The sequence below is a fragment of the Moraxella sp. E33BD genome, assembly GCF_041807865.1.
Taxonomy (GTDB): domain Bacteria; phylum Pseudomonadota; class Gammaproteobacteria; order Pseudomonadales; family Moraxellaceae; genus Moraxella; species Moraxella haemolytica.
In genome coordinates, this window is record NZ_JBGTZD010000004.1 from 141,629 (window position 1) to 168,047 (window position 26,419).

Genomic DNA, 26,419 nt, shown 5'->3' on the forward strand with positions numbered 1-26,419 from the left:
GATTATAAAAGCCATTAAAAACCATCTGATGTATAGGCTTTGTTAGCGTATCATCAGACTTTTTTGTTGGGGTAGGCTTGTATTTTGCCATCATGTAGCTCAATGGTGAGTGCTTGTTCTTGATTGAGCTGTGCGACAGATGAGAGAATTTTGCCGCTTTGATGAATGAGGGCATAACCCTTAGTCAGCGTCTTGGCAGGGTGTTGAATCAAAATCAAACTTTGTAGATGACGGCAATGCTCACGCAACAATGCCAATTTGGGCAAGATGTTTTGATGTTGACCAACAAAATGGGTCAGTTGTCTTTTGGTGGTATTTAAATGAGCATAAGACTGAACCCTGCTTTGGTAAAGCAAATGCTCTACAGATGCCTTTTGGTTACCAAGCTGATGCATGGTGAGTAACTTGGTTCTTTGTAGGCTATGTGTTGCATCTTTTTTGGTGAGCTGTACTAATTTTAGGGCGAGATTTTGGCTGTGTGCCATGAGTGTCTCGCTTTTATTTTTGGCATTTGACAACAGTGCTTGGCTAGTATTTTTGATATCTTGTATGGCAAGTTTGGCATCTTGAGTGATGGTAATAAGATGTCTCTCAATCGCTCCAATCACCTTTGATGGTGTGTCAAAGCGAGTGTGTGCCACTTCATCTATTAGTACTCTATCTCGTTCATGTCCAATCCCCACCCATACAGGCACAGGCTGTTCAGCGATGAGTGCAGCAAGCTCAAAGTCGTTGAGATACGCCAAATCCCCCACCGCACCACCACCACGAATGATGACAAGCAGATCGGGCAAAGTGCCATAAGTTTGGCGAAACTGCTCTATACCCTGTGTGATAGCAACTCTGATCTCATCTGGAGCATGATTACCTTGAAAAGTAGCATGATGATAATGAAACTGGCACGCATTAAAATGCTGTAACCTATCGGCTTCACGGCGAAAATCACCCAAGCCTGCGGCATTTTGTGGGGAGATGACGATGACATGACGAATGTCAAATGGAGCGACTAGGGATTTATTCAACCGAGTCAATCCTTCATCGTGAAGGCGTTTTTTCATGGCATGATAAGCGGCAGCAAGCTCACCGATGGTGTAGGTTGGGTCGATGTCGCTGATGTTGATGCTAAAGCCATACTGGGCATGAAAGGTTGCTGATGCCTTAATTAGAATGCTTGTACCTGCCCCCAATGCTCTGCCTGTAGCGGCATGAAACTTCGCCAGAACAGGCTGTGCACGATAACGCCATAGCGTCCCACGACAACTAGCAACAATTTGGTCGTTGTCATCTTTTTCTGCCAATTCAAAATAATAATGCCCGCCTTTAGATGACAAGGCACGCACTTCAGCACGCACCCATACTTCATGATCAAAGGTGTCGCTGATGACCATCTTGACCGCTGTTAAATAGTCGCTTAAAGACAGCTGTGTGCCATCAAGTTGGCTGTGTGTGTCTTGGATTTCATTTAGTTCATCTAATTCGGCGGCGATTTTGGCGTGTAGCTCATCGATGTCTTTATTGGGTGTTGATAGATTTTGGGCAAGACGAACGATATGGTTGGTGTTTTTATTCATTTTTTACTGATTGGTGTTTAGATTGGTTTTGTTAAAATTTTGGTAAATAACACCAACACTATAACACACCTAACGCATGAATAAAACTGATTGTCCGATTGATGATGAGTTTGATTGATGACTGATGAATATTTATCAGAAAAATTTTTATAAAAATCATTATTTATAGGTTTTTTTAATAACTAATTAAAAAAAACCCATTTGATTTTGTACTTGTGTTCGGTTAAGGTATTCACGCTAAGTGTATGTGTGTACTGCTGTATACTTACACTGATGATTTTTATCCAACCAACAAAAATGGAATCAACAATGAAAGAACTGATGATCGATGCAGGCCGTATCGCCAACATTACTCGCATCGCCATTGACAAAAGTAGCGAAAATGCTGCACTTTTGACTAAATTTATTGATATTTATTATAAAAAGTTGCATCATGATGTGGCGGCTGATTTTAACGATAATGACCTTGCAGGCATGGCATTGCACCATTTTAGCCAATTAAAACACCACAATGGTACCAGTCCAAGACTGGCAGTCATCAATCCTGTTAGTGATGAACATTATTTCACCAGCAAAAGTAGCGTCATTCAAATGGCGGTATTTGATCGCCCATTTTTGACAGACACCATGCTAATGATGCTTGAGAAAAAAGGCGTTTCGGTCAAACGCATTCATAACAGTTTGGTAAAAGTAGTGCGTGATGAGCTAGGACACATCATTGATGTGGTGGAGACGGATGAAAGTGATGCTGGCATCGCTCAGCAGTATTCTTTGTTCCATGCTGAGATTGCTCGTCAAGATGAGGCGGTTTTGGGTGAGATTTATGAGGCACTACTTGGCAAGATTAACACGCTTGATGTCATCGTCTCAGACTGGTCGCAGATGCGTGATAAGTTAAAAAGCATTCGTCAAGAGATGCAAAATGCACCAATTCCAACCGTACATCATTCCAAAGATGAGGTGCTAAGTTTTCTGGACTGGGTGGCGGATAATAACTTTATTTTCATGGGTTTTCGTGAATATCGCTTTGATGAGCTTGGTGATAACGCAGAGTTACACTCAGTAGGTGGTAGTGGCTTGGGTGTGCTAAGAGGTTCATCTGAAGATGCTTTATCACAAAGTTTTCATCGTTTACCCAATGAGCTAAAGCACCTATTAAGCCTACCTCGTGTGCTTTTATTGTCCAAATCTCGCCATGAGTCGCCTGTGCATCGCCCTGTGTACATGGATTTTTTGGGCATTCATAAATATGACGAAAACGGCAGGTTGGTTGGCGAATATCGCTTTGTGGGTTTACTTACCTCACTTGCTTATCAAACCCGTGTCAACAATATTCCGCTGTTGCGTGAAAAGGCGGATCAAATCCTTAAAATGTCAGGCTTGCCAAAAAATAGCCACAGTTATCTAAAACTGGTGCATATTATTAATACGCTCCCTCGTGATGACTTGTTTCAGGCCAACATTGATGAGTTGTATCCGATGGTGCTTTCCATCAGTCAGCTACAAGACAAAAATCGCCTGCGTCTGTTTACTCGTATTGACCATTATCAACGGTTTGTGTCATGTTTGGTGTATATACCACGCTATAAATTTGACACCAAACTTAGAATGAAAATTCAAGAAGTGCTAACCCAAGCGTATGGTGGCGAATCATCGAATTTTACAACAGAGTTTAATGAACTGCACCATGCTCGTGTACACATTCATGTTAGAACCATTCCTGGTCAAGTTAAAACGGTGGACACCAAGGCATTGGAAAGTCAGTTGACTGCACTCATGCAAGATTGGTCTGATGAATATGCACGCATCTTGAGTGATGAGATGGGCGAAAGCAAGGCAAATCAGCTGGCCCATCTATATGGTGAGGCAATTCCTGCCGCCTACAAAGAACGCTATGATGCTAGCACAGCAGTGGCAGATACCAAGCGTCTTTTGGCAATCAATACAGACAATCCAATGTCATGGCGACTATATCAGCCTGTCGGAAAAGGTCTTGATAGATTAACCTTGAAGCTATACGGACAAGGCGAGCCGACCATTTTGTCGCACATTTTGCCAATTCTTGAGAATTTTGGGGTGCTTGTACTAAATGCTCAAACCTTTAAGTTCGGTAATGATGTGGGTGCTTGGCTACAAGAATATGAATTAAAATTGCGTGATGGCATGAGCATTGATCTTGATGTGGTGCGTACGCAGTTTGAAGATAGCTTGCGTGAAATCTGGTTGGGTAATATTGAGTCGGACAGATTAAATGAGCTGATTTTGGTAAGTGGTCTGGATGCTTATGATGTACTTATTTTGCGTGCATTATCTCGTTACATGGTACAGGCAAGAGCTCCATTCTCTAATGACTACATTCACACGGCTTTGGTAAATAATGCTGCGATTGGTGAGCAGTTGGTTCAACTGTTTCATGCTAAGATGTCGCCTGATGTGGTAGAGCGTGACAAGGTGATTTGTGCGGTAAAAGCCCGTATCAAAGAACAGCTTGCTTTGGTGAGTAGTCTTGATGAAGATCGCATCATTCATTGGTTTTTGGACTTGATTGATGCACTGCTTCGCACGAATTATTATCAAGTTGATGAGATGGGTAAGCGTAAAGATAGATTGTCCTTTAAGTTTGCTGCTAGCCAAATCCCACATCTACCCAAGCCTAAGCCAATGTTTGAGATTTATGTGTATTCGCCACGCATTGAGGGTGTGCACTTGCGTGGTGGAAAGGTTGCTCGTGGTGGTCTAAGATGGTCTGATCGTATGGAAGACTATCGCACCGAAGTGCTTGGGCTAGTCAAAGCTCAGATGGTCAAAAATTCGGTGATTGTACCTGTGGGTTCAAAAGGTGGTTTTGTTTGCAAGGATAGAACCAAAGCGACAAACCGTGAACTGTGGCAGGCAGAAGGTGTGGCGTGCTATCAGACCTTCATTCGTGGCTTGCTTGATTTGACGGATAATTTGGTTGATGGTCAAGTTGTGCCGCCAAGCAATACAGTGCGTCATGATGAGGACGACCCATACTTGGTTGTGGCAGCAGACAAAGGTACGGCAACTTTTTCAGACATTGCCAATGCTTTGTCGGCAGAATATGGCTTTTGGCTACAAGATGCTTTCGCTTCTGGTGGTTCAGCAGGCTACGACCATAAAGGCATGGGCATTACCGCAAGGGGTGCTTGGGAGAGTGTCAAACGCCATTTTAGATTGATGGATAAAGACATTCAAAACCGTGACGAGTTGACCGTTGTGGGCATTGGTGATATGTCAGGCGATGTGTTTGGTAATGGTATGTTATTGTCAGATAATATTCGTCTGCAGGCTGCCTTTAACCATCTGCATATCTTTATTGATCCAAATCCAGATGCCAAAGCGTCCTTTGTTGAACGCCAGCGTTTATTTGAAATGTCTCGTTCGGCATGGACGGATTATGATGCCAGTCTCATCAGTGAGGGTGGTGGTGTGTTTAACCGCACGGATAAAGCCATTGCCATTACGCCACAGATGAAAGAAGCCTTTGATATTAGCGAAGACAGGCTAACACCAAATGAGCTACTTAATAAACTATTAAAAGCTCCTGTGGATTTGATTTGGAATGGTGGTATTGGTACTTATATTAAAGCGACAGATGAAGAAAATGCTGATGTTGGCGACCGTGCGAATGATGCCATTCGTGTTAATGGTGGTGAAGTGCGTGCCAAAGTGGTTGGCGAGGGTGGCAATTTGGGTTGTACCCAAAAAGGTCGTATTGAATACGCCCAAAATGGCGGTCGTATCTATACGGATGCCATTGATAACTCAGCAGGTGTGAACTGTTCTGATCATGAAGTGAATATTAAGATTCTACTAGGTTCAGTGGTGCAACAAGACGACATGACCATCACACAGCGTAATGTCTTGCTTGAGAGCATGACCGATGAAGTGGCGAAATTGGTACTTCGTCAAAACTACCTGCAACCACAAGCCATTGAGCTATCGGCTCGAGAATCGGCACAAAGATTACCTGAACACCATAGCTTTATGCAATTTTTGGAGCATTTAGGACGCTTGGATCGTAGTATTGAGTATCTACCAACTGATGAGACGGTTGCTGTGCTGAAACAGCAGTCAAAAGGTCTTACTAATCCAGAATTTGCCGTTTTACTTGCTTATGGCAAAATGTGGGTTTATGATGAAATGCTATCAAGCGATTTGACCGATGATATGTATTTTCTAAATGAACTACAAAAATACTTCCCAAATGCACTAAGTAAACCGTACTTTGATGAGATGGTAAAACATCGTTTGCACCGTGAAATCATTTGTACTTATTTGACCAATGGTTTGGTCAACCGATTGGGCATTGAAGCGGTGTATGACATCTATAGTCAGACTAAGCGTAGCATTGCTGACATTACCCGTGCGTATGCCGTGGTGCGTGATGTTTTTGAGGTACAGTCGCTATGGCAATCGCTTGAAAAGCTAGATAATCAAATATCAGCACAGTTACAACTAGACATGGAGCTTGATCTTCGTAAGTCTTTAAAAGACGCAATGATAACGCTACTTAATGCTCATGCGTCGCTTGATGTGGCACAGCTGACTGGTAAGATTAGTATCAATCGTGATGCCATTGATGCCGCCTATCAAGCAAGGCTAGAACAGCAGGGCGTACCCAGCCAGATAGCTACCATTTTTGCTAGACTGCCTGCGTGGTGCAACGCATTTAAGCCTGATTTGTTGGGTTGATAATAATAAAAAAATCAGAGTCAATTTGGCTCTGATTTTTTATTGCTTTAAAAATCGTCCAAAAACACAAAAGCGGTAAAATATTGCACAGCTTACAACCATTTTATGATAAAAATTGACTGGCTTGATATTACAGTCTAGTAAAAATATGCTAGAATAATAAGTTTTTAAATTAAACAAACAATAAAGATTTATTATGAGCTTTTTAACCAAAACATTTGATGTCATCGTTATTGGTGGTGGGCATGCAGGTACAGAGGCGAGTCTTGCAGCTGCTCGTATGGGGGCAGATACACTGCTGATTACGCATAATATTGAGACGCTTGGGCAGATGAGTTGCAACCCTGCTATCGGCGGTATTGGCAAATCACATTTGGTGCGAGAAGTGGACGCATTGGGCGGGGTGATGGCACTGGCAACCGACCATTCAGGCATTCAGTTTCGAGTGCTAAATAGCCGAAAAGGGGCGGCGGTTCGAGCCACACGAGCTCAAGCAGACCGTTTGTTATATAAGGCATTTGTCCGTCACATTCTTGAAAACCAGCAAAACCTTACGATTTTTCAGCAACCTGTTGATGACATCATTGTGGAAAATGGGCGTGCCGTGGCAGTGGTTACAGCCACAGGCATTCGCCTAAACACCCGCTCGGTAGTACTGACATCAGGGACTTTTTTAGGTGGTGTGATTCATGTTGGATTGGATCATCAAAGTGGCGGTCGGGCAGGTGATATGCCATCTGTTCGTTTGGCGGACCGTTTGCGTGAGTTAAAATTACCTGTTGGACGACTAAAAACAGGCACGCCAGCTAGGATTGATGCACGCACGGTGGATTTTTCTGTGATGACCATACAGGAGGGAGATACGCCTTTGCCTGTGATGAGTTATATGGGTGATGTGTCTATGCACCCACGCCAAATCCCTTGCTATATCACGCATACCAACGCAAAAACCCATGATATTATCCGCAACAATCTTGATAGAAGTCCGATGTTTAGCGGTAAGATTGAAGGTGTTGGTCCTAGATATTGCCCAAGTATTGAGGATAAGATTCATCGTTTTGCTGACAAAGACAGTCATCAAATTTTCATTGAGCCTGAGGGCTTGACCACGCATGAATTGTACCCCAATGGCATTTCCACAAGTTTACCTTTTGATGTACAGGTTGAATTTATTCATACAATGCGTGGGCTTGAAAATGCTCATATCACACGCCCCGGCTATGCCATTGAGTATGATTATTTTGACCCACAAGCCCTAAAGCCCACACTAGAAACCAAAGCCATTGAGCATCTGTATTTTGCAGGACAAATTAACGGAACAACAGGCTATGAAGAAGCAGCGGCTCAGGGGCTTTTGGCTGGCTTGAATGCTGCTTTGCAGGCACAAGAGCGTAAGGCTTGGACACCACAACGCCATGAGTCTTATTTGGGTGTATTGGTGGACGACCTAATTACGCACGGTACTAAAGAGCCATACCGTATGTTTACTAGCCGTGCCGAACACCGATTGCTTTTGCGTGAGGATAATGCAGACGCTCGTTTGACCGCCATTGGGCGAGAATTAGGCTTGGTGGATGATGAACGCTGGGCTAAATTTAATCAAAAAATGGAAATGATAGCAAGCGAAACCGCACGCCTAAAAGACATTTGGGCGACGCCAAACAATGCCATTGGCAAAGCGTTTATGGATAATACAGGCGAGATTTTAACCAAAGAAAACAATCTGCTTGATTTATTAAAACGCCCTAATGTGAGTTTTGCTGACATCGCCCAAGTAGCGGACAGCCAAGTTAGTAGCGAAGCTGGTGAACAGATTGAAATTAGTGTGAAATATCAAGGCTATATTGATCGCCAAAATGAGGAAATTGAGCAGATGAAACGCCTTGAAAATACGCCACTATCTCTTGATTTTGATTATACCCAAGTTTCTGGTTTATCCAACGAAATTGTACAAAAACTCTCACATGTACGCCCATCTACCTTAGGGCAGGCAAGCCGAATCAGTGGTGTTACGCCTGCAGCGGTGAGTTTACTTGCGATGACGGTTAAGAAGTTAAAAAAGGCGGAGAAGTTGGTGTAGTAGAAGGTTTGATGAATAAAATACGCACTACTTAGGCTTGCCATAAAAAGTATGTGATATGCCTGTAGAGTTTAGCCGTCCCATAAAAGAAAAATCAGCGATGATTGAGTTGATAATTTTAATATCTTTTTTAAAAGCGGTTTTTAAAAAACAACGGCAGGATTTTAAATATTCTGCCTAACCAAAAAGTAAACAGCGATGAATGTTCAAGAAATCTTCCAAGCCATAAGTTTTGCCTTTATGATTGTCTTTCCAAACCTAGTCTTGATGGGGCTGGGTTTTTATATGAAAAAGACGGATAAAATCAATCCTAATTTTATTGATACTGCTTCCAACATCGTTTTTAAGTTTGGCTTGCCGTGCTTGCTATTTTTTAGCGTGATTAAAAGTGAAGTTAATTATGCCGAGCAATTGCCACTTATTATCGCAGGGTTTATCACAACCTTTGTGTTATTTTTTGGGTCGGAAATCTACGCCAAATTTTTTGTCAGCGATGTTCGTGATAAAGGCGTGTTTGTACAGGGGGTGTTTCGCTCTAATATGGCGATTATCGCCCTGTCGGTGGCGACCAATGCTTATGGCGTGGTGGGAACGAGTGTGGGGGCGATGTATATGGGGATTCTTACGATTCTTTATAATATATTATCGGTCATCACTTTATCACGCACAAGCCAAAATACCAACTTTAAATCACAAAGCATCAATGTCATCAAAAAAATCTTTACCAATCCGCTCATCATTGCGTTGGTGTCCGCTTTTGTTTATAAAATAGCCAATCTGCCCTTACCACCTACACCCATTACTAAAACAGGTGAGCTACTTTCAAACATTGCTCTGCCACTTGCCCTTATCTGTGCAGGGGCGACTTTAGAGATTAAATCCATGTTAGGTTTGTCTGGCTTATCTATGCAGGCGAGTATTGGTCGGATTATCATTGCTCCATTGTTGGCAGTGTTGGTGGGTATTTTATTAAAATTGTCTCCTGTGCAATTTGGTGTGCTGTTTGTCATGGTGGCAAGTCCTGCGGCAGCGGCAAGCTATGTGATGGCAAAAGCAATGGGTGGTAATGATGTCTTGGCGGCGAATATTTTGGCGTTTACTACTGTGGTTAGCATGGTAGGCATGGCAGTGGGTATGGCGTGGCTTCGGATTTTGGCTTTGGCATAGTGATGAGTGGGAGTATAAAAAATGAGCCGAAGTTGGCTCATTTTTGTTGGATATGGACTTATAAACATACTTGCAAAAGTACTTGCCATGCCATTGTCAAACTTTAAATCAAAATCAGCCAATTGTCATTTAGCCAATTTGTACAGCTTGTCAACAGTTGATCATTCAAATCATCAAAGATGATTGCTTCATTATTGGTAAACCGCTCAATGAGTATTAACTCTTGGTCATTAAAACAGATATGCTCGCCGTTGATGTACCAGTCATTATTTTGTAATACAAAACGGCACGCAGGATTGATCATCAAGCACTCGCCATTGTGTAGTCGCTTAGCAAGTTCATTAGGGCCTAATTCATCATCAAAAGAAATCAGATCGTACCCTCGCTTACTAACCAGCTCACTGATTGCTTGAGTTAAGATGGCGTTGCCTTGATCGGAATTTAGTAGGTTAATCAGCTCATCTTTGATGGCGTTGATGCTATCATTGGATAATTCATGAGGGCTGTTTTGCACATTTTGGGGCAAAACCAGCGGAGAAAACAGGGCGTGTTCACCAGTGGCGATATCAGCGATTTCATCTAGGATTTGCACCATGTTTGGGCGGCGAAAACCAAACGAAAAAGTCAGGCAGTCATCAATCGCAACACCATAATGACTAAGGCGTGGCGGCACATATAAAACATCGCCAGCTTCTAAGATTTCATCAAAAATGATTTCTCCCATGTCATCAAGCAGGCGAATGGGTTGACCTTCGATGAATGGTGTGTCGCTATCACACATTTTACCCAGTTGCCAACGGCGTTTGCCGTAGCCTTGTGCCAAAAACACATCATATTCGTCATAATGCTCGCCTACGCTACCGCCAGCTTGAGCAACTGATACCATGATGTCATCTTGTTGCCATCTTGGAATAAAATCAAAGGCCTGCCAAAGTTCACCAAGCTCAGGCGACCATTGTTCTAGGTTTTGTACCAAGACCGTCCAGAGTTTGGGTGTGTTTTGCAAATCCTGCTCGTTTAGGGGCGAATTTTTGAGTGTCCATACTGTTGGGTTGTTGTCTTGCTGGGTGATGAGACGAGCTGATACACCGTCTTCTGTTGCCAAGTCTAGTACATCGGTTGGCTCAAACATACCGACTAACGCAGGTAGACCGTTTTTAATCAGCAAAGGTTTTTTTTGCCAGTATTCTTGCAGGAAAATCTCTGGCGTGATATCGGTAGGCAGGCAAAAGGGTAGTTTATCGCTCATAATGTCATTTCTTTGGTTAAAACAATGGGCTATTTTAGCAATTTTTAACCAAAAAAACCATGTAAATGGCTAAAAACTTATTGATTGATTTTTTAGGTGATGTACAAAAACTGGTTTAAAAAAAATAAAATTTTCTTTATAATGGCAATTTAGTTTCTACCTATTAAAAAGGCAATAGCATGTCGGATACCACCTATAAACACGATGAATTTTATGACGAATACGAGCAAGAGTTTGACTTGGAAGATGGTAAATTAAACCAAGCACAGATAGATGCGTTGTATGCGAAACTTGATGAAGCAGGACGTAATCTGCGTAGCATTCGTGATTTTATCCGTTTTTGTGTGAGCAAACTGCGTGAATATGATGTGGTGGTGGCACAGGGGACAACTGATGAATTTGCTGAAAGTTCTGCGATTGTGCTACATACTCTTAATCTGGATTGGGAGGCAAACCCTGAAATTCTTGATTGCCGACTAACTGACGGTGAAAAACAGGCAATACTAGAGTTGTTGGGTCGCCGTATTACTGAGCGTAAACCCTTGTCTTATCTCATCAATTTGGCGTACTTTTGCAATTTGCCTTTTTATGTGGACGAGAGAGTGCTTATTCCTCGTTCACCCATTGCAGAGCTGATCAGTCAGCAGTTTTATCCTTATTTTGATGTGGACAATGTGGGCAAAAGCAAGTTTTTCTTACACGGATTACAAGAGTTGCAGTTATCACCCCCTGAGCGAATTTTAGATTTGTGTACAGGTTCTGGTTGTATTGCCATTGCTTTGGCAGTAGCTTTTCCTGATGCGAATGTCGATGGGGCAGACATTGATAAAGACGCATTGGAAGTGGCATGGACGAATGTGGAGCATCATAATCTAGAGCATCAGGTGAATTTACTCCAAAGCGATTTATTTGAAAAAATCCCTGCTGAGAATCAATACGAACTGATTGTTACCAACCCACCTTATGTTGATGCTGAGGATATGGCAGAATTACCGCCAGAGTTTCTACATGAGCCAGAACACGCTTTGGCAGCAGGACAAGATGGCTTGGATTTGGTGCATCAAATTCTCTATCATGCCCCAGACTACTTAACCCGTGATGGACTGCTGGTTTGTGAGGTGGGCAATAGTGAATGGCATCTACGACAGGCTTATCCTGAGATTCAGTTTGATTGGTTGACTTTCCAAAAAGGTGGTAATGGGGTATTTGCGATTACTTGTGAGGAGCTTTTGGAGTATCGAGAGGAATTTGCAAGACAGGTTGAGAGAGTAAAAGGCGAATCGTGGCTGAAATAACACAGGTAGCCATCATTTAGCAACTTAGCAACCAAATTTTTATGAGATAAAAGGTAAGTCTGTTTAGCGATACGCCTTTTATAAATAACAGCGTAATGAAAATAACAAAGATAGGTGGTTATCTTGCCACTTTGTTTTAAATCATTTAGAGGGGGTAATATGTCAGGTAATACCATAGGGCAACTTTTTAGTGTAACCACTTGTGGCGAGTCGCATGGTGTGGGACTTATGGCAATCGTGGACGGTGTACCGCCTAATTTACCCTTGTGTGAAGAAGATTTGCAAGCCGAGCTTGATCGCCGAAAACCTGGCACATCTAAATTCGCCACCCAACGAAAAGAAGACGATAAAGTAGAGATTATCTCTGGGGTATTTGAGGGGCGAACCACAGGCACACCGATTGGACTGTTAATCCGCAATACCGACCAAAAATCCAAAGATTATGGCAATATCGCCAAGACCTTTCGTCCTAATCATGCCGATTACACCTACACGATGAAATACGGTTTTCGGGATTATCGAGGTGGTGGTCGTTCTTCCGCTCGTGAAACCGCCATGCGTGTGGCAGCAGGAGCGATTGCTAAAAAGTATTTAAAAGAGCGTTTGGGTATTATTATTCGTGGTCATGTTACGCAGATTGGCACCGAAAAAGCAGAAAAGCTAGATTGGGATATTGTCAACCAAAACCCGTTTTTTTGTGGAGATAGTGATGCTATACCCAGATTTGAAAAACTGATTATCTCACTTCGTGAGCAAGGCACAAGCTGTGGGGCGAGGCTAGAGATTCTTGCTCATAATGTTCCTGTTGGTTTGGGAGAGCCAATCTTTGATCGTTTAGATGCCGATATTGCCCATGCAATGATGTCTATCAATGCTGTTAAGGGTGTGGAAATTGGTGATGGCTTTGGTGTGATTGAGCAGTTTGGCCATGACAGTCGAGATGAACTCACCCCTGATGGCTTTTGTGCCAATCACGCAGGCGGGATTTTAGGCGGTATTAGTAGTGGGCAGACCATCCGTGTCGCCATTGCTCTAAAACCAACCGCCAGTATCACAACCGCAGGCAGGACGATTGACCTAGACGGTCAGGCAACTGATGTCATTACTAAAGGTCGTCATGACCCTTGCGTGGGTGTGCGAGCAACTCCTATTGCTGAAGCCATGCTTGCCATTGTTCTGCTTGATCATTACCTGCGTCATCGTGGCCAAAATGCCGATGTTGCTTATCCATTAAGACCGATTGAGTGAGTGCTTGGTGTGATATGTTTTTTGACATAAAACTGATTTTTAAAGCCTTGAGTTTGCCACTACTGTTTGTTGGTCAGTTAAGTATTGCCAACGAATCAATGTTGATGGACTGGTACAAAATGATTACCCCTAATTATGCTCAATTCCAACAATTGTATGGTTCGGATTTGGACAATATGGTGTTTTCACAGACTTTTCGCCCCAGTAGCGAGCAACAATTTTCAGATGAACGACTTAGTTCACAAAAAATACAGCTTGGGGCGAAATTGTCCGAAGGGGTCTATTATCATTGTATGGTTTGGGGATATCATCGATTAAGCCTAATGTATGATGACCTAGATGATATTTCTGATCATATTTTACAATTATGCCAAGATCACGAAGATGTTTATGGTATTTATAATATCTTATTGGCTTCAGACCATTACGGCTTTTTCATGACTGAGAAAAAAGCATGGCAACGCATCATAGAAAATCGAGCAAACGGTACTCATGATAATAGCGACTTTCACAAAGCTGTACGCCAAAGAATTCATCAGCTCAACCAAGATTCACCCACTCATTAACCCTAACTATCCTTATTAGCAAGCGATATAAGCAATGACACCTGCCATAACTTTATTAAAAAGGGCTAAAGCTGAGTTTAGTATTCATGAATACGACCACGACCCAAGCAATACTAATTTTGGGCAAGAGGCGTGCGAAAAACTAGGTTTGGCTGATATCGAAGTTTTTAAAACTTTGTTGGCAACAGATGGCAAGAGTTATTTTGTGGCATATCAGCTAAATCTGGGAAAATTTGCCAAAGCAGTGGGTGTTAAGAAACTAAGAATGGCGGATATTGCCAGTGCTGAGCGTATCACAGGCTATCTGGTTGGCGGTATCAGTCCTATCGCTCAAAAGAAACGACTGCCTAGTGTGATAGACCGCACCGCCCAAAGCCTAGATAAAATGTATGTTAGTGGTGGACGGCGTGGGCTTGATGTGGGAATGATTCCTGCTCATCTTGCTAAGGTGCTTGGAGCAAGTTTTGTGGATATTATTGATGACTGATAAGGTCTTGGTTTGGATAAAAAGTCTATCATAAAGTATGTTATAATGCTATTGTATGGCATTTGACTGATGCACCAAGTTCTTGTGGGTTGTCAGACATTATGGTCAATGGACGCAAGTAGGGTTTATGATGGTATGGTATTTGTGAACATGAAAAAAAGATGGGTGAAACAGCCGACCGCATGGATCTTTGCGTTATCGGCATTGCTGTATGGGTGTAAGCTAGACGAACAGCCACTTGAAATTACCCCAAGTCATACAGATCAAGACGCTAGCGAAAGGGTGAGTGTTGGCATAAAGCAGTTGCCAAGTGCCACTCCGCTAAATAGGCGTACAAAAGCACAAGATGAATGCCCAAGATTGGTGCAAAAACGCATTGATAATACGGTTATTTCTCGCAAAGACAGTATTTTGAGTAGTACTTGCGATTATTTTATTTATCCTGCTATTGGTGATGTGGTCAGTGTGGCGGTGTCTGATCGTCGTTTGAAGCCGTATCTAAATACCCCTTATTATCACGATTTTGCCAATGGCGATTATCAAGTGGTGGCGAACGGTCGCCATGTCATTCGTTTGGAATATGACGCATTTGAGCGTCAGCCTGCGGTGATGGATTATGTCATCACGGTTGAGGTCAAACCATCAGAGCATTAAACCGAACAAGGGTTGCAACAGTCTTTGTCTGGTTTTATAATCTAGTCATGATATGCAACCATTTGTGGATGGCATGATTACCGTCAGTCAGTCGCAAGATTTTAAAGAAAAAAATACCTGCAAGTTTTTCCAATCACAAATATGATGATGCCCTGTATTTTTTACTACCAAAAGAAGGTGGTATTTTGGTAGGTCATGAAAAGATTTATTTTACTCTCTACAAACCAGTCCTACGATTGCTTGATGAGACGGAACAATTTTGCTTCTTTAACAGGCATTGCACACGGTGCCGGCACTGCGATTACAGCAGGTATTTTAGGTGGTGTAGGTGGCATGGCAATGGGCTGGAGGCATTGGCACTTGGAGCAGTAACCGCACCCAAAAAAGATGAGCTTATGCCTAAAGTTTAGTGATTTTGTAGGGGCTAAATTAAAAGTCATTCACACATTAGCAGAATATCTGACCAGTGCTGATGAACAAAACTTTAAAATCCAAAACTGGTACATCGAACAAAAAACAAGCGAAACCAACGCCACCACCACTTTTGAGCTGTCAAACCCTGTGGACTTTGAAGGATTAACAATCCCTGTTCGCAACATTACCAGCTACTGCCATTGGGCGGTGTGTGGTCGTTATCGTGGCGAAGAGTGCGGTTATATTGGCATAAACCGCTTTACGACAGACGGCAAGCCCACCGACAATCCAGAGCTGGACAGGTGTGGTGGGCGATTGACTGACTGCCAACTAAGAGACAATGAACAACGATTTGGCGGATTTCCTGCCAGTAGTTTGGTGGGTCAGTCAAGCGTTTTGGCGTACTCAACCAAAGCGGTTTTGATTGCCATTGCCTTTGAGCAGCCCTTGCGTGCTACAATGCTCTCAAGGGCTGCTAGGACTTCTGGCTCGGTATGACTGATGACAAGTCCGATGCGTGCCAATGACTTATCAAAATAGTTAGCGGTTGCTTTTTTGCGTGCTTGTGGGCTTGCTTTATCTGCCATAAAAAATCCTTGATTTTTATAAAAATGGTGCTATGATAATGGGTAAGGAATGTGCTAAGTAGGACGGCTATCCCACTTAGCACCCAGTTTGTTAGTTGGTAGCTAACTCACTGGCTTATTGCTTACCAAGCATTTATGCTAATAAGTAGTAAGACAATAAGGACAATGATTTGGATTAACTTGTACATCGTTCTTTTCCTTATTTATCACTAGGCTTGTCCTAGCCCAATCAACACCCCTTGTGTTGATGGAATGTATTGTATTACAATATACAAATAAAGCCAAGTAATTTCTGCGTTTTTTCGCAAAATTATTTGGCTTTTTTATTTTATAAGCCATTGAATTATAAACACATATTCAGCCGTCCAAGTGCAACTTGGGCGGTTTTTTATGGGTGCAAAATGAGACAACTAAAATAAAAACTGCTTAGTTGGGCGGTTTTTTTAATGATTGGATTTCGGTTAGGATTTGGGTTAGTTTTTGCTCAATGCTATTAGGTGGAGCAATCCCTATCGGAGTAATGATTTGGCTTTTGGCTTTTGATTTTTTAAACCACTTTTTAGACACACCAAACAAGGTTGTTGTAACCATTGGTATTGATGATGATAAGGCAAGAAGCCTTGCTCAAAACCGCCTTTACTGGAAATGGTTGCACCAGTTAAAACAGCAAACAGGGCAAGATTTGCATTTGTATTTTAAACGGCTATTTTTGAGTAAGATTTATGCACGAGATGACGGCGATTTTGCCCAAATGGTAGGGAGTGTCGCACAGTGCAAAGGCTTACTTGACGATTGGCAGTATGAGAATTTAGCAAACAATGTCATTAAAAACATCAGTACAACAAAAGCGAGTGTAAAACAAATGAGTGAGTATCTAAACAAAATTGAGATTTGGGCGTTTGGCCAAGGGCTAACTTTAACCGTGCCTAGTGAGTTGGATTGGGTGTGGCTGCCAAACACTCAATGGCAAATTGCACAGTATAAGGCATGGGGCGGTAATTAGGGTCATCGGTCTTGACAAGATAATAACGCATTGTGATGAACACGCCCATCAAAGGTATGGCTGGCACAAGAGTCAGAAAGGTCGCACCGCATCCGAGCGTGGCTATGGGCAGGCGTGGAGAAAACTTCGCAAGCAAGTCATGCAACAAGATGGTTATATCTGCCAAGTTTGCCAGCATTCAGGCAGGTACACAACTGCCACCGAAGTGGACCATATTGTCAGTAAGGCACAAGGCGGTACAGACGACTTAACAAACCTACAAGCCATCTGCCATGCCTGTCACCAAATAAAAACGAAGGCAGAGAGATATGGGGGTGGGTAAAAAGTTCACGGCATCAAGCGGTATGACCGACCCCCTGCTAAAATTTTTACAACCGCAAAATTAAAAGTTTAGGGGGTAGGGCAAGAATGGGCGGAATTGCGACAGTTGCAGGGCGTGGGCGAAAACCTAAGCCCGCCAAGCTAAAAGAGCTGAATGGCAACGCTGGCAAGAGAGCCATCAATAAAAATGAACCCAAGTTCAGTAGCATCACCAACATTGAGCCGCCTGAGTGGTTGCCACCGTTGGCATTTGAGATATGGCGACTTGTCATGCCAGAGCTATTGAGCAATAAGGTTTTGACGATTGCAGATGTACACAATATTGAGTGCTTTTGTGTTGCTTATGCAAGATGGCGAGAAGCACAAGAGCACATAAAATACAACGGCATTGTCATCACGAATGAAGAAACTGGCTCGATGGCAAAAAACCCTGCGGTTACTGTGATGAATGAGACAGCTCGTCAATTGGTGCAGTTCGGTTCGCTATTAGGGCTTGATCCGAGTAGTAGAGCAAGATTAACAGGTGGGGCAAAGCAAGAAAATGTAAGCAATCCATTTGCGGATTTGTGATTTGGTTATTACTAACTAAATTTTCTTAAAATCTTAAATACCCTGCAAGCGTGCTTGTAGGGTATTTGGCGTATCAAAAATTTAACTCATGATCTATCACAATGTAAAAAAAGCCGAAAAGTACGCTCGTGATGTCATCAATGGGAAAATCATCACAAACAAATGGATAAAATTAGCGTGCCAAAGGCATTTTAGCGATAAAGAATTAAGTAAAAATAAGGATTATCCTTATCAATTTGACACCGCCAAAGCCGAGCGAGTGGCGAGGTTCATTCAGCTGTTACCCCATACTAAGGGCGAGTGGGCGAGGCGTGGCAAGAAAATCCACCTCGAACCATGGCAGGTATTCGCCTGCTGTATCCCATTTGGTTGGGTGAAGAAGTCCGATAATCTTAGAAGATATCGCACGATTTTTATTTTTGTGTGCCGTAAAAATGGCAAATCTGCCATCGCTGCAGGCATCGCTAACTATATGTTCTGTGCTGATGGTGAATATGGTGCAGAGGTGTACAGCGGTGCAACCACCGAAAAGCAAGCGTGGGAAGTGTTCCGTCCTGCTAAGATGATGGTGGAGAAGACGCCACAATTAAAAGAGTATTTTGGTATTGAGGTCAATGCTTCTAACATGAACCGAGTGTCGGACGGCTCTCGTTTTGAGCCAGTCATTGGTAAGCCTGGCGATGGTGCCAGCCCCAGCTGTGCCATCATCGATGAATACCACGAGCATAAAGATGACACGCTGTATGACACGATGGAGACAGGCATGGGGGCAAGGGAACAGCCTGTGATGCTTGTCATTACCACCGCCTTGATATTCCTGATTTGTGGGCGGTGCTATACGGCAAAGACAAAGACGATGAATGGACAATCGACATAGCACTGATGAAAGCCAATCCAAACTACGATATCTCTGTGTCGGGTGAGTTTTTAAAGGCAAGGCAACGAGATGCCATCGCATCGTCAGCCAAGCAAACGATTTTTAGAACAAAGCATTTAAATGAATGGGTTGGTGCAAAAAACGCATGGATGAATATGGCAAAATGGGCAGATGCACCGCCAAGAAAGCCGCTTTGCGAACTTGAAAACCGTGCGTGTTATATTGGTCTTGACCTTGCAACCAAGATTGACATGGTGGGTTTGGTATTGTTGTTCGTACCAACGGCTGATGACCCAAATTATCATGTACACGCACGCTATTATCTGCCTGATATGCGAGTCTTAGAAGATGTTGATGTTAATAGCGAGCGATATCGAGCGTGGGATAACGCAGGCTTGATTACGCTAACGATGGGTGAGGTGATTGATTTTGATGTAATCAAAGATGACCTAAGAGAATTTTTTGGTAGATTTGATGTCAAGCAAGTGGCATATGACCCTTGGCAGGCAACACAGTTTGCTCAAGAAATGGAAAAAGAGGGCATGACCATGGTTGAGCTTCGGCACACCGTTCAAAACATGAGTGAACCAATGAAGGAGCTTGAGGCTGTCGTATTACAAAAACGCTTAGCCCATGGTGACGACCCAGTAATGACTTGGATGATGAGTAATGTTGTTGCACAAGTTGACAAAAAAGATAACATTTATCCAAACAAAGAGCGAGCCGAGAATAAGATTGATGGCGTGGTTGCACTGATTATGGCGATGAGCCGAGCAATCACGCATCAAGATAAGGGTAATATCAATGACTTTTTAGACAATCCAATTATTTTTTGAGGAGACTATGACAACAAATGATAAAAACTGGTGGCAACGCTTTTATAGCAAGTGGCTTGGCGGTGGTAAACGACTGTCAAAAGGTAGTACCGCTCAGCCATTTGACAGTGTGTATATGCCATCAGGCACAGCGGTTACTGCTGATACCGCCTTAAAGTTGTCTGCAGTTTGGGCTTGTGTGAGGCTAAGGTCGCAAATCATATCAAGCCTACCTTTGCATTTGCGTAGCATTGATAACACATCAGCAAGTAAACATCCTTTGCATCGAATTTTACATGATGCACCCAATGCAGATATGACAGCATCAGAGTTTTGGGAGGCGAGGATTGTGTCGCTGGATTTGTGGGGCAATGCGTACACACTCATTAGCAGAAACAAACAGGGGCAAATCGTCAGTCTTGAAATATTAGACTCTTCTATCACAACGGTTAAGCGAGACGAAGCAGGCGAGATAAGTTACTTGGTTGGCAATGACACTCATCATGCTGATGAAGTGCTACATATCAAGGGCTTTACGCTTGATGGTTTGGTTGGTTTATCGCCCATACGCTATCAAGCAAGTGTGATGGGTAGCCAAATTGATGCAAACAACGCAGCTGGTCATACATTTAGTAATAACCTAAAAGCTGGTGGTTTTTTGCAGACAGGTCAAGAGGTGCTGACAACCGAGCAAAGAGACAAACTAAGACAAAATCTTGAATTTTTTGCTCAGCCAGAAAATGCAGGTAAGTACATGGTGCTAGAAGCTGGTATGACCGTATCAAACAACGCAGTTAAGATGAACCCTGCCGATGCTCAGTTGTTAGAAAGCCGATATTTTGGTATTGAGGAAATTTGCCGAGCTTTTGGTGTTCCGCCACAGTTGGTTTATCACACTGACAAGGCATCTAGCTGGGCATCTAGCTTGGAGGGCATGAATTTGGGCTTTTTGATGTACTCGTTGCGTCCAAATCTGGTGCGTATTGAGCAAGCCATCACCAAAAAGCTACTTACAGCATCCGAGCGTGAAAAGTACAAGCCAAAATTTAGCGTTGAAGGCTTGTTGCGTGCTGACAGCCAAGGTCGCTCACAGTTTTATATGTCAGCCCTACAAAATGGTTGGATGACAAGAAACGAAGTGCGTGTGTTAGAAGATTTGCCACCGATTGCTGGTGGTGATGGTCTGACTGTACAGTTGAACTTAACAACAATAGAAAATGTGGGTAAAGATGAAGACAAAATCAATAGAGTTTAAAGCCAAAGCCGTTCAAGATGACGGCTTTTTTAGCGGTTATGCTAGCGTGTTTGATGTAAAAGACAGTTATGGCGACATCGTGAAAAAAGGTGCTTTTTTAGAGTCAATCAATGAATTGTCCGTAAAGTCTAAGAAGTTGCCAATTTTGTGGCAACACAAGACGGCGTATGGCATAAGCTGTATGAAGACGAAAATGGCTTGTATGGCGAAGGTCAGCTGTTTATTGATGACATCAGTAAAGCAAAAGAGACTTACGCACTGCTAAAAAACAACGCAATTGATGGGTTATCAATCGGCTATCAACTTAATCGTTGGCAATACAACGAAGAGCAAAAAGCACATGAGCTGATCGATATTGACCTAAAAGAAATATCGATCGTTACGATGCCAGCCAACCAAGAAAGCCGTATCAATTCAATCAAAAGTACGCTACATAAAGGAGCGTTGCCAAGCCTGCAAGACTTTGAAGCATTTTTGGTCGATGCAGGCTTTAATCAAGAGCAGGCTGCCAAAATTGCCGATGGCGGACTAAAAAATACTAAATGATGATGACATGGCATTAGAAATCTTAAAATCAATCAAGGTGTAATATGACACAATCAAGTAAAGAGCTTGCTTTAGAACTACAAAAAGCAACAGAAAAAGTCAAGGGCTTGGGCGAAGAGCTAAAAGGTCGCATGAGCTTGGGTGAACAAAAACTAGACAACATCAAAGGCGATGTTGATGCCGTACTGCAAAGTATCAACGAGGTAACCACACGCTTGGCTGATGTTGAACAAAAACAAGCTCGTCGTAGCAGTGCGTCTGTACCAGATCAACCGTTAGGACGAAAGCTGTTTGAATCTGAATCGTTCAAACAATTTGCCCAAAATCCAGTAAAAGGCAACCGTGCGTCTTTGTAGGTAAAAGCAACAATCACATCGGCGACAACAGACACAGATGGTGCAGCAGGTGCGTTGGTGCAAACGCAAAGACTACAAGGCATCATCGCACCACCAAACCAAAAGTTGCGTGTGCGTGATTTGTTGATGGCAGGCACGACTGATAGCAATGCTGTTGAGTATGTCAAAGAGACTGGTTTTACAAACTCGGCGGCAGCACAAGAAAACGAAGGCGATAAAAAAGCTCAGTCGCACATCAAATTTGGCACAGAGACTGTGTCAGTGCGTACGCTTGCTCACTTTGTCAAAGCAAGCCGACAAATTCTTGATGACGCATCAATGTTATCAAGCTATATCAACGGTCGCTTGATGTACGGTTTAAAACTGGTTGAAGATAGACAATTGCTCAATGGCGATGGCGAAAATGGCAATCTAAAAGGCATTATTCCACAAGCCACGGCTTTTTCTGACAAGGCATCGATGGCAAATTATAGCATCATTGATCAGATCCGCTTGGCAGTCTTGCAGGCTTATTTGGCGGAATATCCAGCATCTGGTTTGGTGCTAAATCCAATTGATTGAGCGAAGATTGAGCTAGAAAAAGACAAAGATGGCAGACACATTATCGGCTTGCCTCAAGGTTCAGCCAACCGCACTTTGTGGGGGTTGCCTGTCGTTGAGACGACCGCCATGGAGGCGGGTAAATTTTTAACTGGTGCGTTTAATTTGGGTGCACAAATCTTTGATAGACAACTGTCTTCTGTCGCTGTTGCAACGGAAAATGAAGATGATTTTGTTAAAAACTTAGTAACCGTGCTGTGTGAAGAGCGATTAGCTTTAGCAGTGTATAGACCAGAAGCATTTATTTACGGCACTTTGCAAGCAAAATAACATAAAAGCCCCAAGCAAGGCTTGGGGTGTATGGGGGAAAATAGCAGATATTGAGAAAAAACAAAAGGTAAAGCAAAAGAATGATTGCCCTTGAACAAGTCAAGCATCAGTGTCGCATTGAGCATGACGATGAAGATGAGCTGTTGCGTAGCTATATTAGTGCTGCTTATGACTATGTCAGCAATTTTACTAGCCGAGAGTTTGAAGATAATGGCGGTGATTTAGAGTACACGCCATCAATCAATCAAGCCTGCTTGATGCTTATTGCTCATTGGTATGAGAATTGAGAAGCAACAAAAACAAACATGGTAACAATCACTCAAGTGCCATTTGGCGTACAGTACCTGCTTACCCCTTATCGTGTGATGGGGGTGTGAATGCAGGCAGGTCAATTACGCCACCGCTTAAAAATCCACCGTCCTGCCACCGAACGCTCCGCCACAGGAGCGGTCAGATCTAAACGATGGGAGTATATTTTGACGATTTGGGGGCAGTTTACGCCCCTATCGGTCAAAGACATCATCGCAGGGCAGGCACAAGATAGCCAAATTACAGCAAGAGCCAAAATCCGTTATCGCACGGATATTGATAACACAATGCGAGTAGAACACATAGGGCGAATGTATGAGATTGTGGGCGAACCACTGGCAGACAATGCAAGTGGGCGAGAGTATCTGACTTTAGTGTTAAAAAACATATGAAAGCCACAGTAAAAGTTGAAGGATTAAAAGAGCTGGATAAGGCACTGGGCGAATTAAAAGAAGATATGCGTGGCAAGGCGTTATATTCTGCATTGCATTTTGCAGCTAATCCTATGCTTAAAGAAGCTAAAGCTCGTGCCGAACAAGCACCCGAACCGCATCAAATGCAGTACGGTGGTAATACAGTAACGGTCAAGCCAGGTCTGCTTAAGTCATCGCTTAAAAAACGCAGGCTAACCAAAAAAGAACACGCACAAGGGATGTATTCTGCCGCTATTGGCATTGTCATCAGCAAGAAAAACCCCCAAAAGCTCTATCCTAGGTATTGGCACTTCTTAGAAAGGGGTACTGCAAAAATGCCAGCTGTGCCATTTTTGCGACCTGCTTTTGATCATAACAAAGACGAAGCGGTGGAGCGATTTAAAAAGAAATTGGGCGAGCGGATTGATAAATTGAAGGGTTAGATGGCGATGATTGCAAAACTATTGTTTTTTGGCTAAAATAGTTCAATTGATTCACAATAACTTAAAAGGAGTCACTAATGCTTAAAAAATTGGCAACCGAACCCATCAAACGCCCAACCACACCGATTGTCCCAATGCAATTAAGCGACGACGAAGCAACTCGCCGACTGGTTGCTCATGCAACTCAGCGTGTGATCAAAGCCCATAAAGAAGAGCTGCAAAAACTGGCATATCGATGATTAGCACAGCTTTTGTCATCACGGTTCACGATGAAATCCTTGCCCAAACAGGCGTGGGGCGTGCAGGCGTTCATCTTGACAGACTTGAAAGTGTACTTGGTCGCATAGACCAACAAATGCACTACAATTGCATTGATGATGCTTTTGAGATTGCTGCTTGGTATGGCGTTGCTATTGCCAAAGGACACGCTTTTGTCGATGCCAATAAACGCACAGGCTTATCCGTGATGCTGGCATTCCTAGAAGTGCAAGGCATTTCCATTCCTGCCAATGTCGGCTTGGATGATTTGATGGTGGAGATTGTAGAAAATGACGAGCCACACGAGATGCTTGCTAGGACTATCGCTGACTGTCTGTATCAACTGGCACAATGACAGTATTGCTGCTTATTTACCACCGCTCCATCGTGAGCGGTTTTTATTACCCAAAGGAAATCTATGAATGCTTCTGAACTGATTTTTAATGATTTGGATTGACAAAGGCTGTGGGTTGGGGTATGATGTGCGTAAGGTGTCAGAACCTTAGTAACTAGCGGATAACTGCACCCGAAAGCCCAAGCGGTTTTTTATTGTCAAAAATTCCCTTTCATGACATACGCAAATTTGCGTATCGCTCAAAAAATAACCGTTGGCGGATTTCCACCATCGCTAAAATTATGTTAGGGGGGCGATGAAATAAGGTAGCTTGCTACACGAATAAATCCAACCGTTCTTGTTTTCGGTTTCTGAACCCCCTAGCCCCCTTAATTGGGGAAATTTCAGAAAATTATTTTTAAATGCTCAAATTTGAGCATTTAAAAATAATCAAAAAATATCTTGACAATAAATTTTGATTTTTATAGAATAACCACACGAAGCCTGAAAAACTTCTTTTGTACTCGCCAATCACAAGCGAAATCTGTGATTTTTTTGTGCCCACAAAAATTGCCAATCCTTACGATTACCTTTTTTATGGGTAGGAAGGTGTGGAAATACCCAATACCACACGCCGTTAGTACAGCGGTTTTTCAGCTTCCTATCCGCCCTTTTGGGCTTTCTACCAACTGAAAAAGGTAATGTACTATGTCAATCTTATTGTTGCAAACACTTCAATTAGCCAACATAACGGCTTATTTTCCCTAAACGATCTGCATAAAATTTCTGGCGGTGCAAGCAAACACCAACCATCAAACTTTATGCGTAATGCTGAAACACAAGAGCTTATCAAAGAAATTGAGCTTGAAAAATCAAACTCATCAAATTTGATGAGTATCGCATATACAACAACAGAAGGCAAAAAAGGTGGTACATTCGTTTGCCGTGAACTGGTAATCCGTTACGGTATGTGGATAAGTGCAAAATTCAGCCTAATGGTTATCCGAGCATTTGACAATCTAAACACAGGGGCGATACCTTGCTTGCCCAAACTGTCATCAGACGATACGCTACCGCTCCGTAACGCTGTCAGTCTAGCCACTGGGGTGTTGAGATTGGACTATGCCACGATTTATAAAATGGTGCATCAAAGATTTGGTATTGATGAAATCAAAGAGCTGTCAGAAGAACAAGTGGGGCAGGCGGTAGAGTATGTGCATGGTCTGATGGTAAAATCAAAAGGTGGTATGGATGAGAGCCTATCCATCAATGCCCAGAACTTGGCATGGCATACGCAGTTTATTTATTCTTGGTATAAAGCCATTGAAGAGCCGTTTCGTGCCTTGTTGCCACGCTTATCAGGACAAATCCATGACCATATCATTCATGCGGCAATAGAAGCCAACACCATCGGCAAACATTTGGGCTATGATGGCATGAACCCTGACATGATTACCAATAAACATTGGGATGTTGGTCGTTATTATTAATTAACTAAACTTTTCATTATGAAACCCTGCAAGCACGCTTGTGGGGCTTTCGTGCTGACCGCCTTTTGGCGGACGGTGGGCTTGATGGAGTATGACCGAGTTACCACAGAAATCAGGGAGCTACAAGGATGTCTTGATGTACTGAGTCAAAAATTCTTTAAGCTATCCAAAAGCACAGGGCTAATCTTTGATGCATTAAACGAACAGGCGACAGGTAGTCTCATGCCTTTTGCTGAAAGGCGTAAGCAAGCCCAAGATTTCCTTGATAAGCATCGTGCCAAAAAACAGCATTATTTGCATTAGGCATTTGCTTGCCATTGCTTGAATTCTAGGATAATTTGAGGTATGGTATGAAGTGTATTTGTTTGAGGTGGTCGCCATGCGATTAGACTTTATTGCTTCTGATGATTTTGACAAAAAACAACCTTTATATTATATGCTGGGTGGTTTTTCCTTAAAGTGTATTCACACTGGCAAAAATATCGTACTGCGTCAAGAAAACCTTGCTCATGTCAATGAAATCAT

At 42.8% G+C, this 26,419-nt stretch carries 25 protein-coding genes and 3 pseudogenes; 25 read left to right on the forward strand and 3 right to left on the reverse strand.

The genetic code is table 11. The annotated features are described in order from the left end of the window. Positions 1-53: 53 nt before the first annotated feature. The gene (gene xseA / locus ACERC6_RS03595) at positions 54-1,571 is read right to left on the reverse strand and encodes an exodeoxyribonuclease VII large subunit (RefSeq protein ID WP_373628577.1); all 1,518 of its coding nucleotides are present in this window, start codon (positions 1,569-1,571) and stop codon (positions 54-56) included. Between the two features lie 309 nt (positions 1,572-1,880). Between xseA and ACERC6_RS03600 the strand changes: the two genes are divergently transcribed. The 3 genes from ACERC6_RS03600 (at position 1,881) to ACERC6_RS03610 (ending at position 9,534) form a co-directional block, all read left to right on the forward strand. Beyond that, positions 1,881-6,287: an NAD-glutamate dehydrogenase gene (locus ACERC6_RS03600; protein WP_373628578.1), complete on the forward strand. Its 4,407-nt coding sequence runs from the start codon at positions 1,881-1,883 to the stop codon at positions 6,285-6,287. A 196-nt stretch (positions 6,288-6,483) separates the two neighbouring features. Continuing rightward, positions 6,484-8,367 carry a tRNA uridine-5-carboxymethylaminomethyl(34) synthesis enzyme MnmG gene (gene mnmG / locus ACERC6_RS03605; RefSeq protein WP_373628579.1) on the forward strand — a complete coding sequence of 628 codons (1,884 nt, stop codon included), beginning with the start codon at positions 6,484-6,486 and terminating at the stop codon, positions 8,365-8,367. A gap of 213 nt (positions 8,368-8,580) precedes the next feature. Then, positions 8,581-9,534: an AEC family transporter gene (locus ACERC6_RS03610; protein ID WP_373628603.1), complete on the forward strand. Its 954-nt coding sequence runs from the start codon at positions 8,581-8,583 to the stop codon at positions 9,532-9,534. Positions 9,535-9,637: 103 nt separating this feature from the next. On the opposite strand, the gene ACERC6_RS03615 is transcribed toward ACERC6_RS03610, so the two are convergent. Next, positions 9,638-10,783, reverse strand: a complete 1,146-nt coding sequence (locus tag ACERC6_RS03615; RefSeq protein WP_373628580.1) for a JmjC domain-containing protein — start codon at positions 10,781-10,783, stop codon at positions 9,638-9,640. Between the two features lie 179 nt (positions 10,784-10,962). Between ACERC6_RS03615 and prmB the strand changes: the two genes are divergently transcribed. From prmB to ACERC6_RS03650, 7 genes and pseudogenes are all read left to right on the forward strand, one after another. Further along, positions 10,963-12,078, forward strand: a complete 1,116-nt coding sequence (prmB, locus tag ACERC6_RS03620; protein WP_373628581.1) for a 50S ribosomal protein L3 N(5)-glutamine methyltransferase — start codon at positions 10,963-10,965, stop codon at positions 12,076-12,078. A 159-nt stretch (positions 12,079-12,237) separates the two neighbouring features. Further along, positions 12,238-13,326 (forward strand): chorismate synthase, encoded by a 1,089-nt coding sequence (gene aroC / locus ACERC6_RS03625; protein ID WP_284672841.1) that lies wholly within the window; start codon positions 12,238-12,240, stop codon positions 13,324-13,326. Positions 13,327-13,340: 14 nt separating this feature from the next. After that, positions 13,341-13,892, forward strand: a complete 552-nt coding sequence (locus tag ACERC6_RS03630) for a hypothetical protein (RefSeq protein WP_373628582.1) — start codon at positions 13,341-13,343, stop codon at positions 13,890-13,892. A gap of 34 nt (positions 13,893-13,926) precedes the next feature. Next, the gene (locus ACERC6_RS03635) at positions 13,927-14,379 is read left to right on the forward strand and encodes an aminoacyl-tRNA deacylase (protein ID WP_373628583.1); all 453 of its coding nucleotides are present in this window, start codon (positions 13,927-13,929) and stop codon (positions 14,377-14,379) included. A 69-nt stretch (positions 14,380-14,448) separates the two neighbouring features. Further along, entirely contained in the window at positions 14,449-15,033 is a 585-nt protein-coding gene (locus ACERC6_RS03640) for a hypothetical protein (protein WP_373628584.1), read from the forward strand. Positions 15,034-15,228: 195 nt separating this feature from the next. Next, positions 15,229-15,405: a hypothetical protein gene (locus ACERC6_RS03645; protein WP_373628585.1), complete on the forward strand. Its 177-nt coding sequence runs from the start codon at positions 15,229-15,231 to the stop codon at positions 15,403-15,405. 21 nt (positions 15,406-15,426) lie between these two features. Beyond that, positions 15,427-15,828, forward strand: a pseudogene (locus tag ACERC6_RS03650) (phage minor tail protein L); the annotation flags it as partial. A 2-nt stretch (positions 15,829-15,830) separates the two neighbouring features. On the opposite strand, the gene ACERC6_RS03655 reads toward ACERC6_RS03650, so the two are convergent. Continuing rightward, positions 15,831-16,034, reverse strand: coding sequence for a hypothetical protein (locus ACERC6_RS03655; protein ID WP_249100407.1), 204 nt, complete (start codon positions 16,032-16,034; stop codon positions 15,831-15,833). A gap of 487 nt (positions 16,035-16,521) precedes the next feature. On the opposite strand from ACERC6_RS03655, the gene ACERC6_RS03660 reads away from it, so the two are divergent. The 15 genes and pseudogenes from ACERC6_RS03660 (at position 16,522) to ACERC6_RS03730 (ending at position 26,197) form a co-directional block, all read left to right on the forward strand. Then, on the forward strand, positions 16,522-17,037 hold the full coding sequence (locus ACERC6_RS03660) for a hypothetical protein (protein ID WP_373628586.1): 516 nt from the start codon (positions 16,522-16,524) through the stop codon (positions 17,035-17,037). Then, entirely contained in the window at positions 17,006-17,359 is a 354-nt protein-coding gene (locus tag ACERC6_RS03665) for an HNH endonuclease (protein ID WP_373628587.1), read from the forward strand. The genes ACERC6_RS03660 and ACERC6_RS03665 overlap by 32 nt, the downstream gene beginning before the upstream one ends. A gap of 86 nt (positions 17,360-17,445) precedes the next feature. Further along, positions 17,446-17,928, forward strand: coding sequence for a phage terminase small subunit P27 family (locus ACERC6_RS03670; protein ID WP_373628588.1), 483 nt, complete (start codon positions 17,446-17,448; stop codon positions 17,926-17,928). Positions 17,929-18,016: 88 nt separating this feature from the next. Then, positions 18,017-18,805: a terminase large subunit domain-containing protein gene (locus ACERC6_RS03675; protein WP_373628589.1), complete on the forward strand. Its 789-nt coding sequence runs from the start codon at positions 18,017-18,019 to the stop codon at positions 18,803-18,805. Continuing rightward, positions 18,760-19,641 carry a terminase TerL endonuclease subunit gene (locus ACERC6_RS03680; protein WP_373628590.1) on the forward strand — a complete coding sequence of 294 codons (882 nt, stop codon included), beginning with the start codon at positions 18,760-18,762 and terminating at the stop codon, positions 19,639-19,641. The genes ACERC6_RS03675 and ACERC6_RS03680 overlap by 46 nt, the downstream gene beginning before the upstream one ends. A 7-nt stretch (positions 19,642-19,648) precedes the next feature. Further along, on the forward strand, positions 19,649-20,875 hold the full coding sequence (locus ACERC6_RS03685; RefSeq protein WP_284672829.1) for a phage portal protein: 1,227 nt from the start codon (positions 19,649-19,651) through the stop codon (positions 20,873-20,875). Further along, positions 20,850-21,421: pseudogene (locus ACERC6_RS03690) on the forward strand (HK97 family phage prohead protease). The gene ACERC6_RS03685 and the pseudogene ACERC6_RS03690 overlap by 26 nt, the downstream one beginning before the upstream one ends. 44 nt (positions 21,422-21,465) lie before the next feature. After that, positions 21,466-22,647: pseudogene (locus ACERC6_RS03695) on the forward strand (phage major capsid protein). An 80-nt stretch (positions 22,648-22,727) separates the two neighbouring features. Next, entirely contained in the window at positions 22,728-22,934 is a 207-nt protein-coding gene (locus ACERC6_RS03700) for a head-tail connector protein (RefSeq protein ID WP_373628592.1), read from the forward strand. A gap of 90 nt (positions 22,935-23,024) precedes the next feature. Further along, the gene (locus tag ACERC6_RS03705) at positions 23,025-23,348 is read left to right on the forward strand and encodes a phage head closure protein (protein WP_373628593.1); all 324 of its coding nucleotides are present in this window, start codon (positions 23,025-23,027) and stop codon (positions 23,346-23,348) included. Then, complete coding sequence (locus ACERC6_RS03710) at positions 23,345-23,812, forward strand: HK97-gp10 family putative phage morphogenesis protein (protein ID WP_373628595.1); 468 nt, start codon at positions 23,345-23,347, stop codon at positions 23,810-23,812. Before ACERC6_RS03705 ends, ACERC6_RS03710 begins: the two co-directional genes overlap by 4 nt. A 77-nt stretch (positions 23,813-23,889) precedes the next feature. Further along, positions 23,890-24,051: a hypothetical protein gene (locus tag ACERC6_RS03715; RefSeq protein ID WP_284672826.1), complete on the forward strand. Its 162-nt coding sequence runs from the start codon at positions 23,890-23,892 to the stop codon at positions 24,049-24,051. Beyond that, positions 24,042-24,425 (forward strand): type II toxin-antitoxin system death-on-curing family toxin, encoded by a 384-nt coding sequence (locus ACERC6_RS03720; RefSeq protein WP_373628605.1) that lies wholly within the window; start codon positions 24,042-24,044, stop codon positions 24,423-24,425. The genes ACERC6_RS03715 and ACERC6_RS03720 overlap by 10 nt, the downstream gene beginning before the upstream one ends. 680 nt (positions 24,426-25,105) lie before the next feature. Continuing rightward, complete coding sequence (locus tag ACERC6_RS03725; RefSeq protein WP_373628596.1) at positions 25,106-25,894, forward strand: KilA-N domain-containing protein; 789 nt, start codon at positions 25,106-25,108, stop codon at positions 25,892-25,894. 18 nt (positions 25,895-25,912) lie between these two features. Continuing rightward, positions 25,913-26,197, forward strand: coding sequence for a hypothetical protein (locus tag ACERC6_RS03730; protein ID WP_373628597.1), 285 nt, complete (start codon positions 25,913-25,915; stop codon positions 26,195-26,197). Positions 26,198-26,419: the final 222 nt, after the last annotated feature.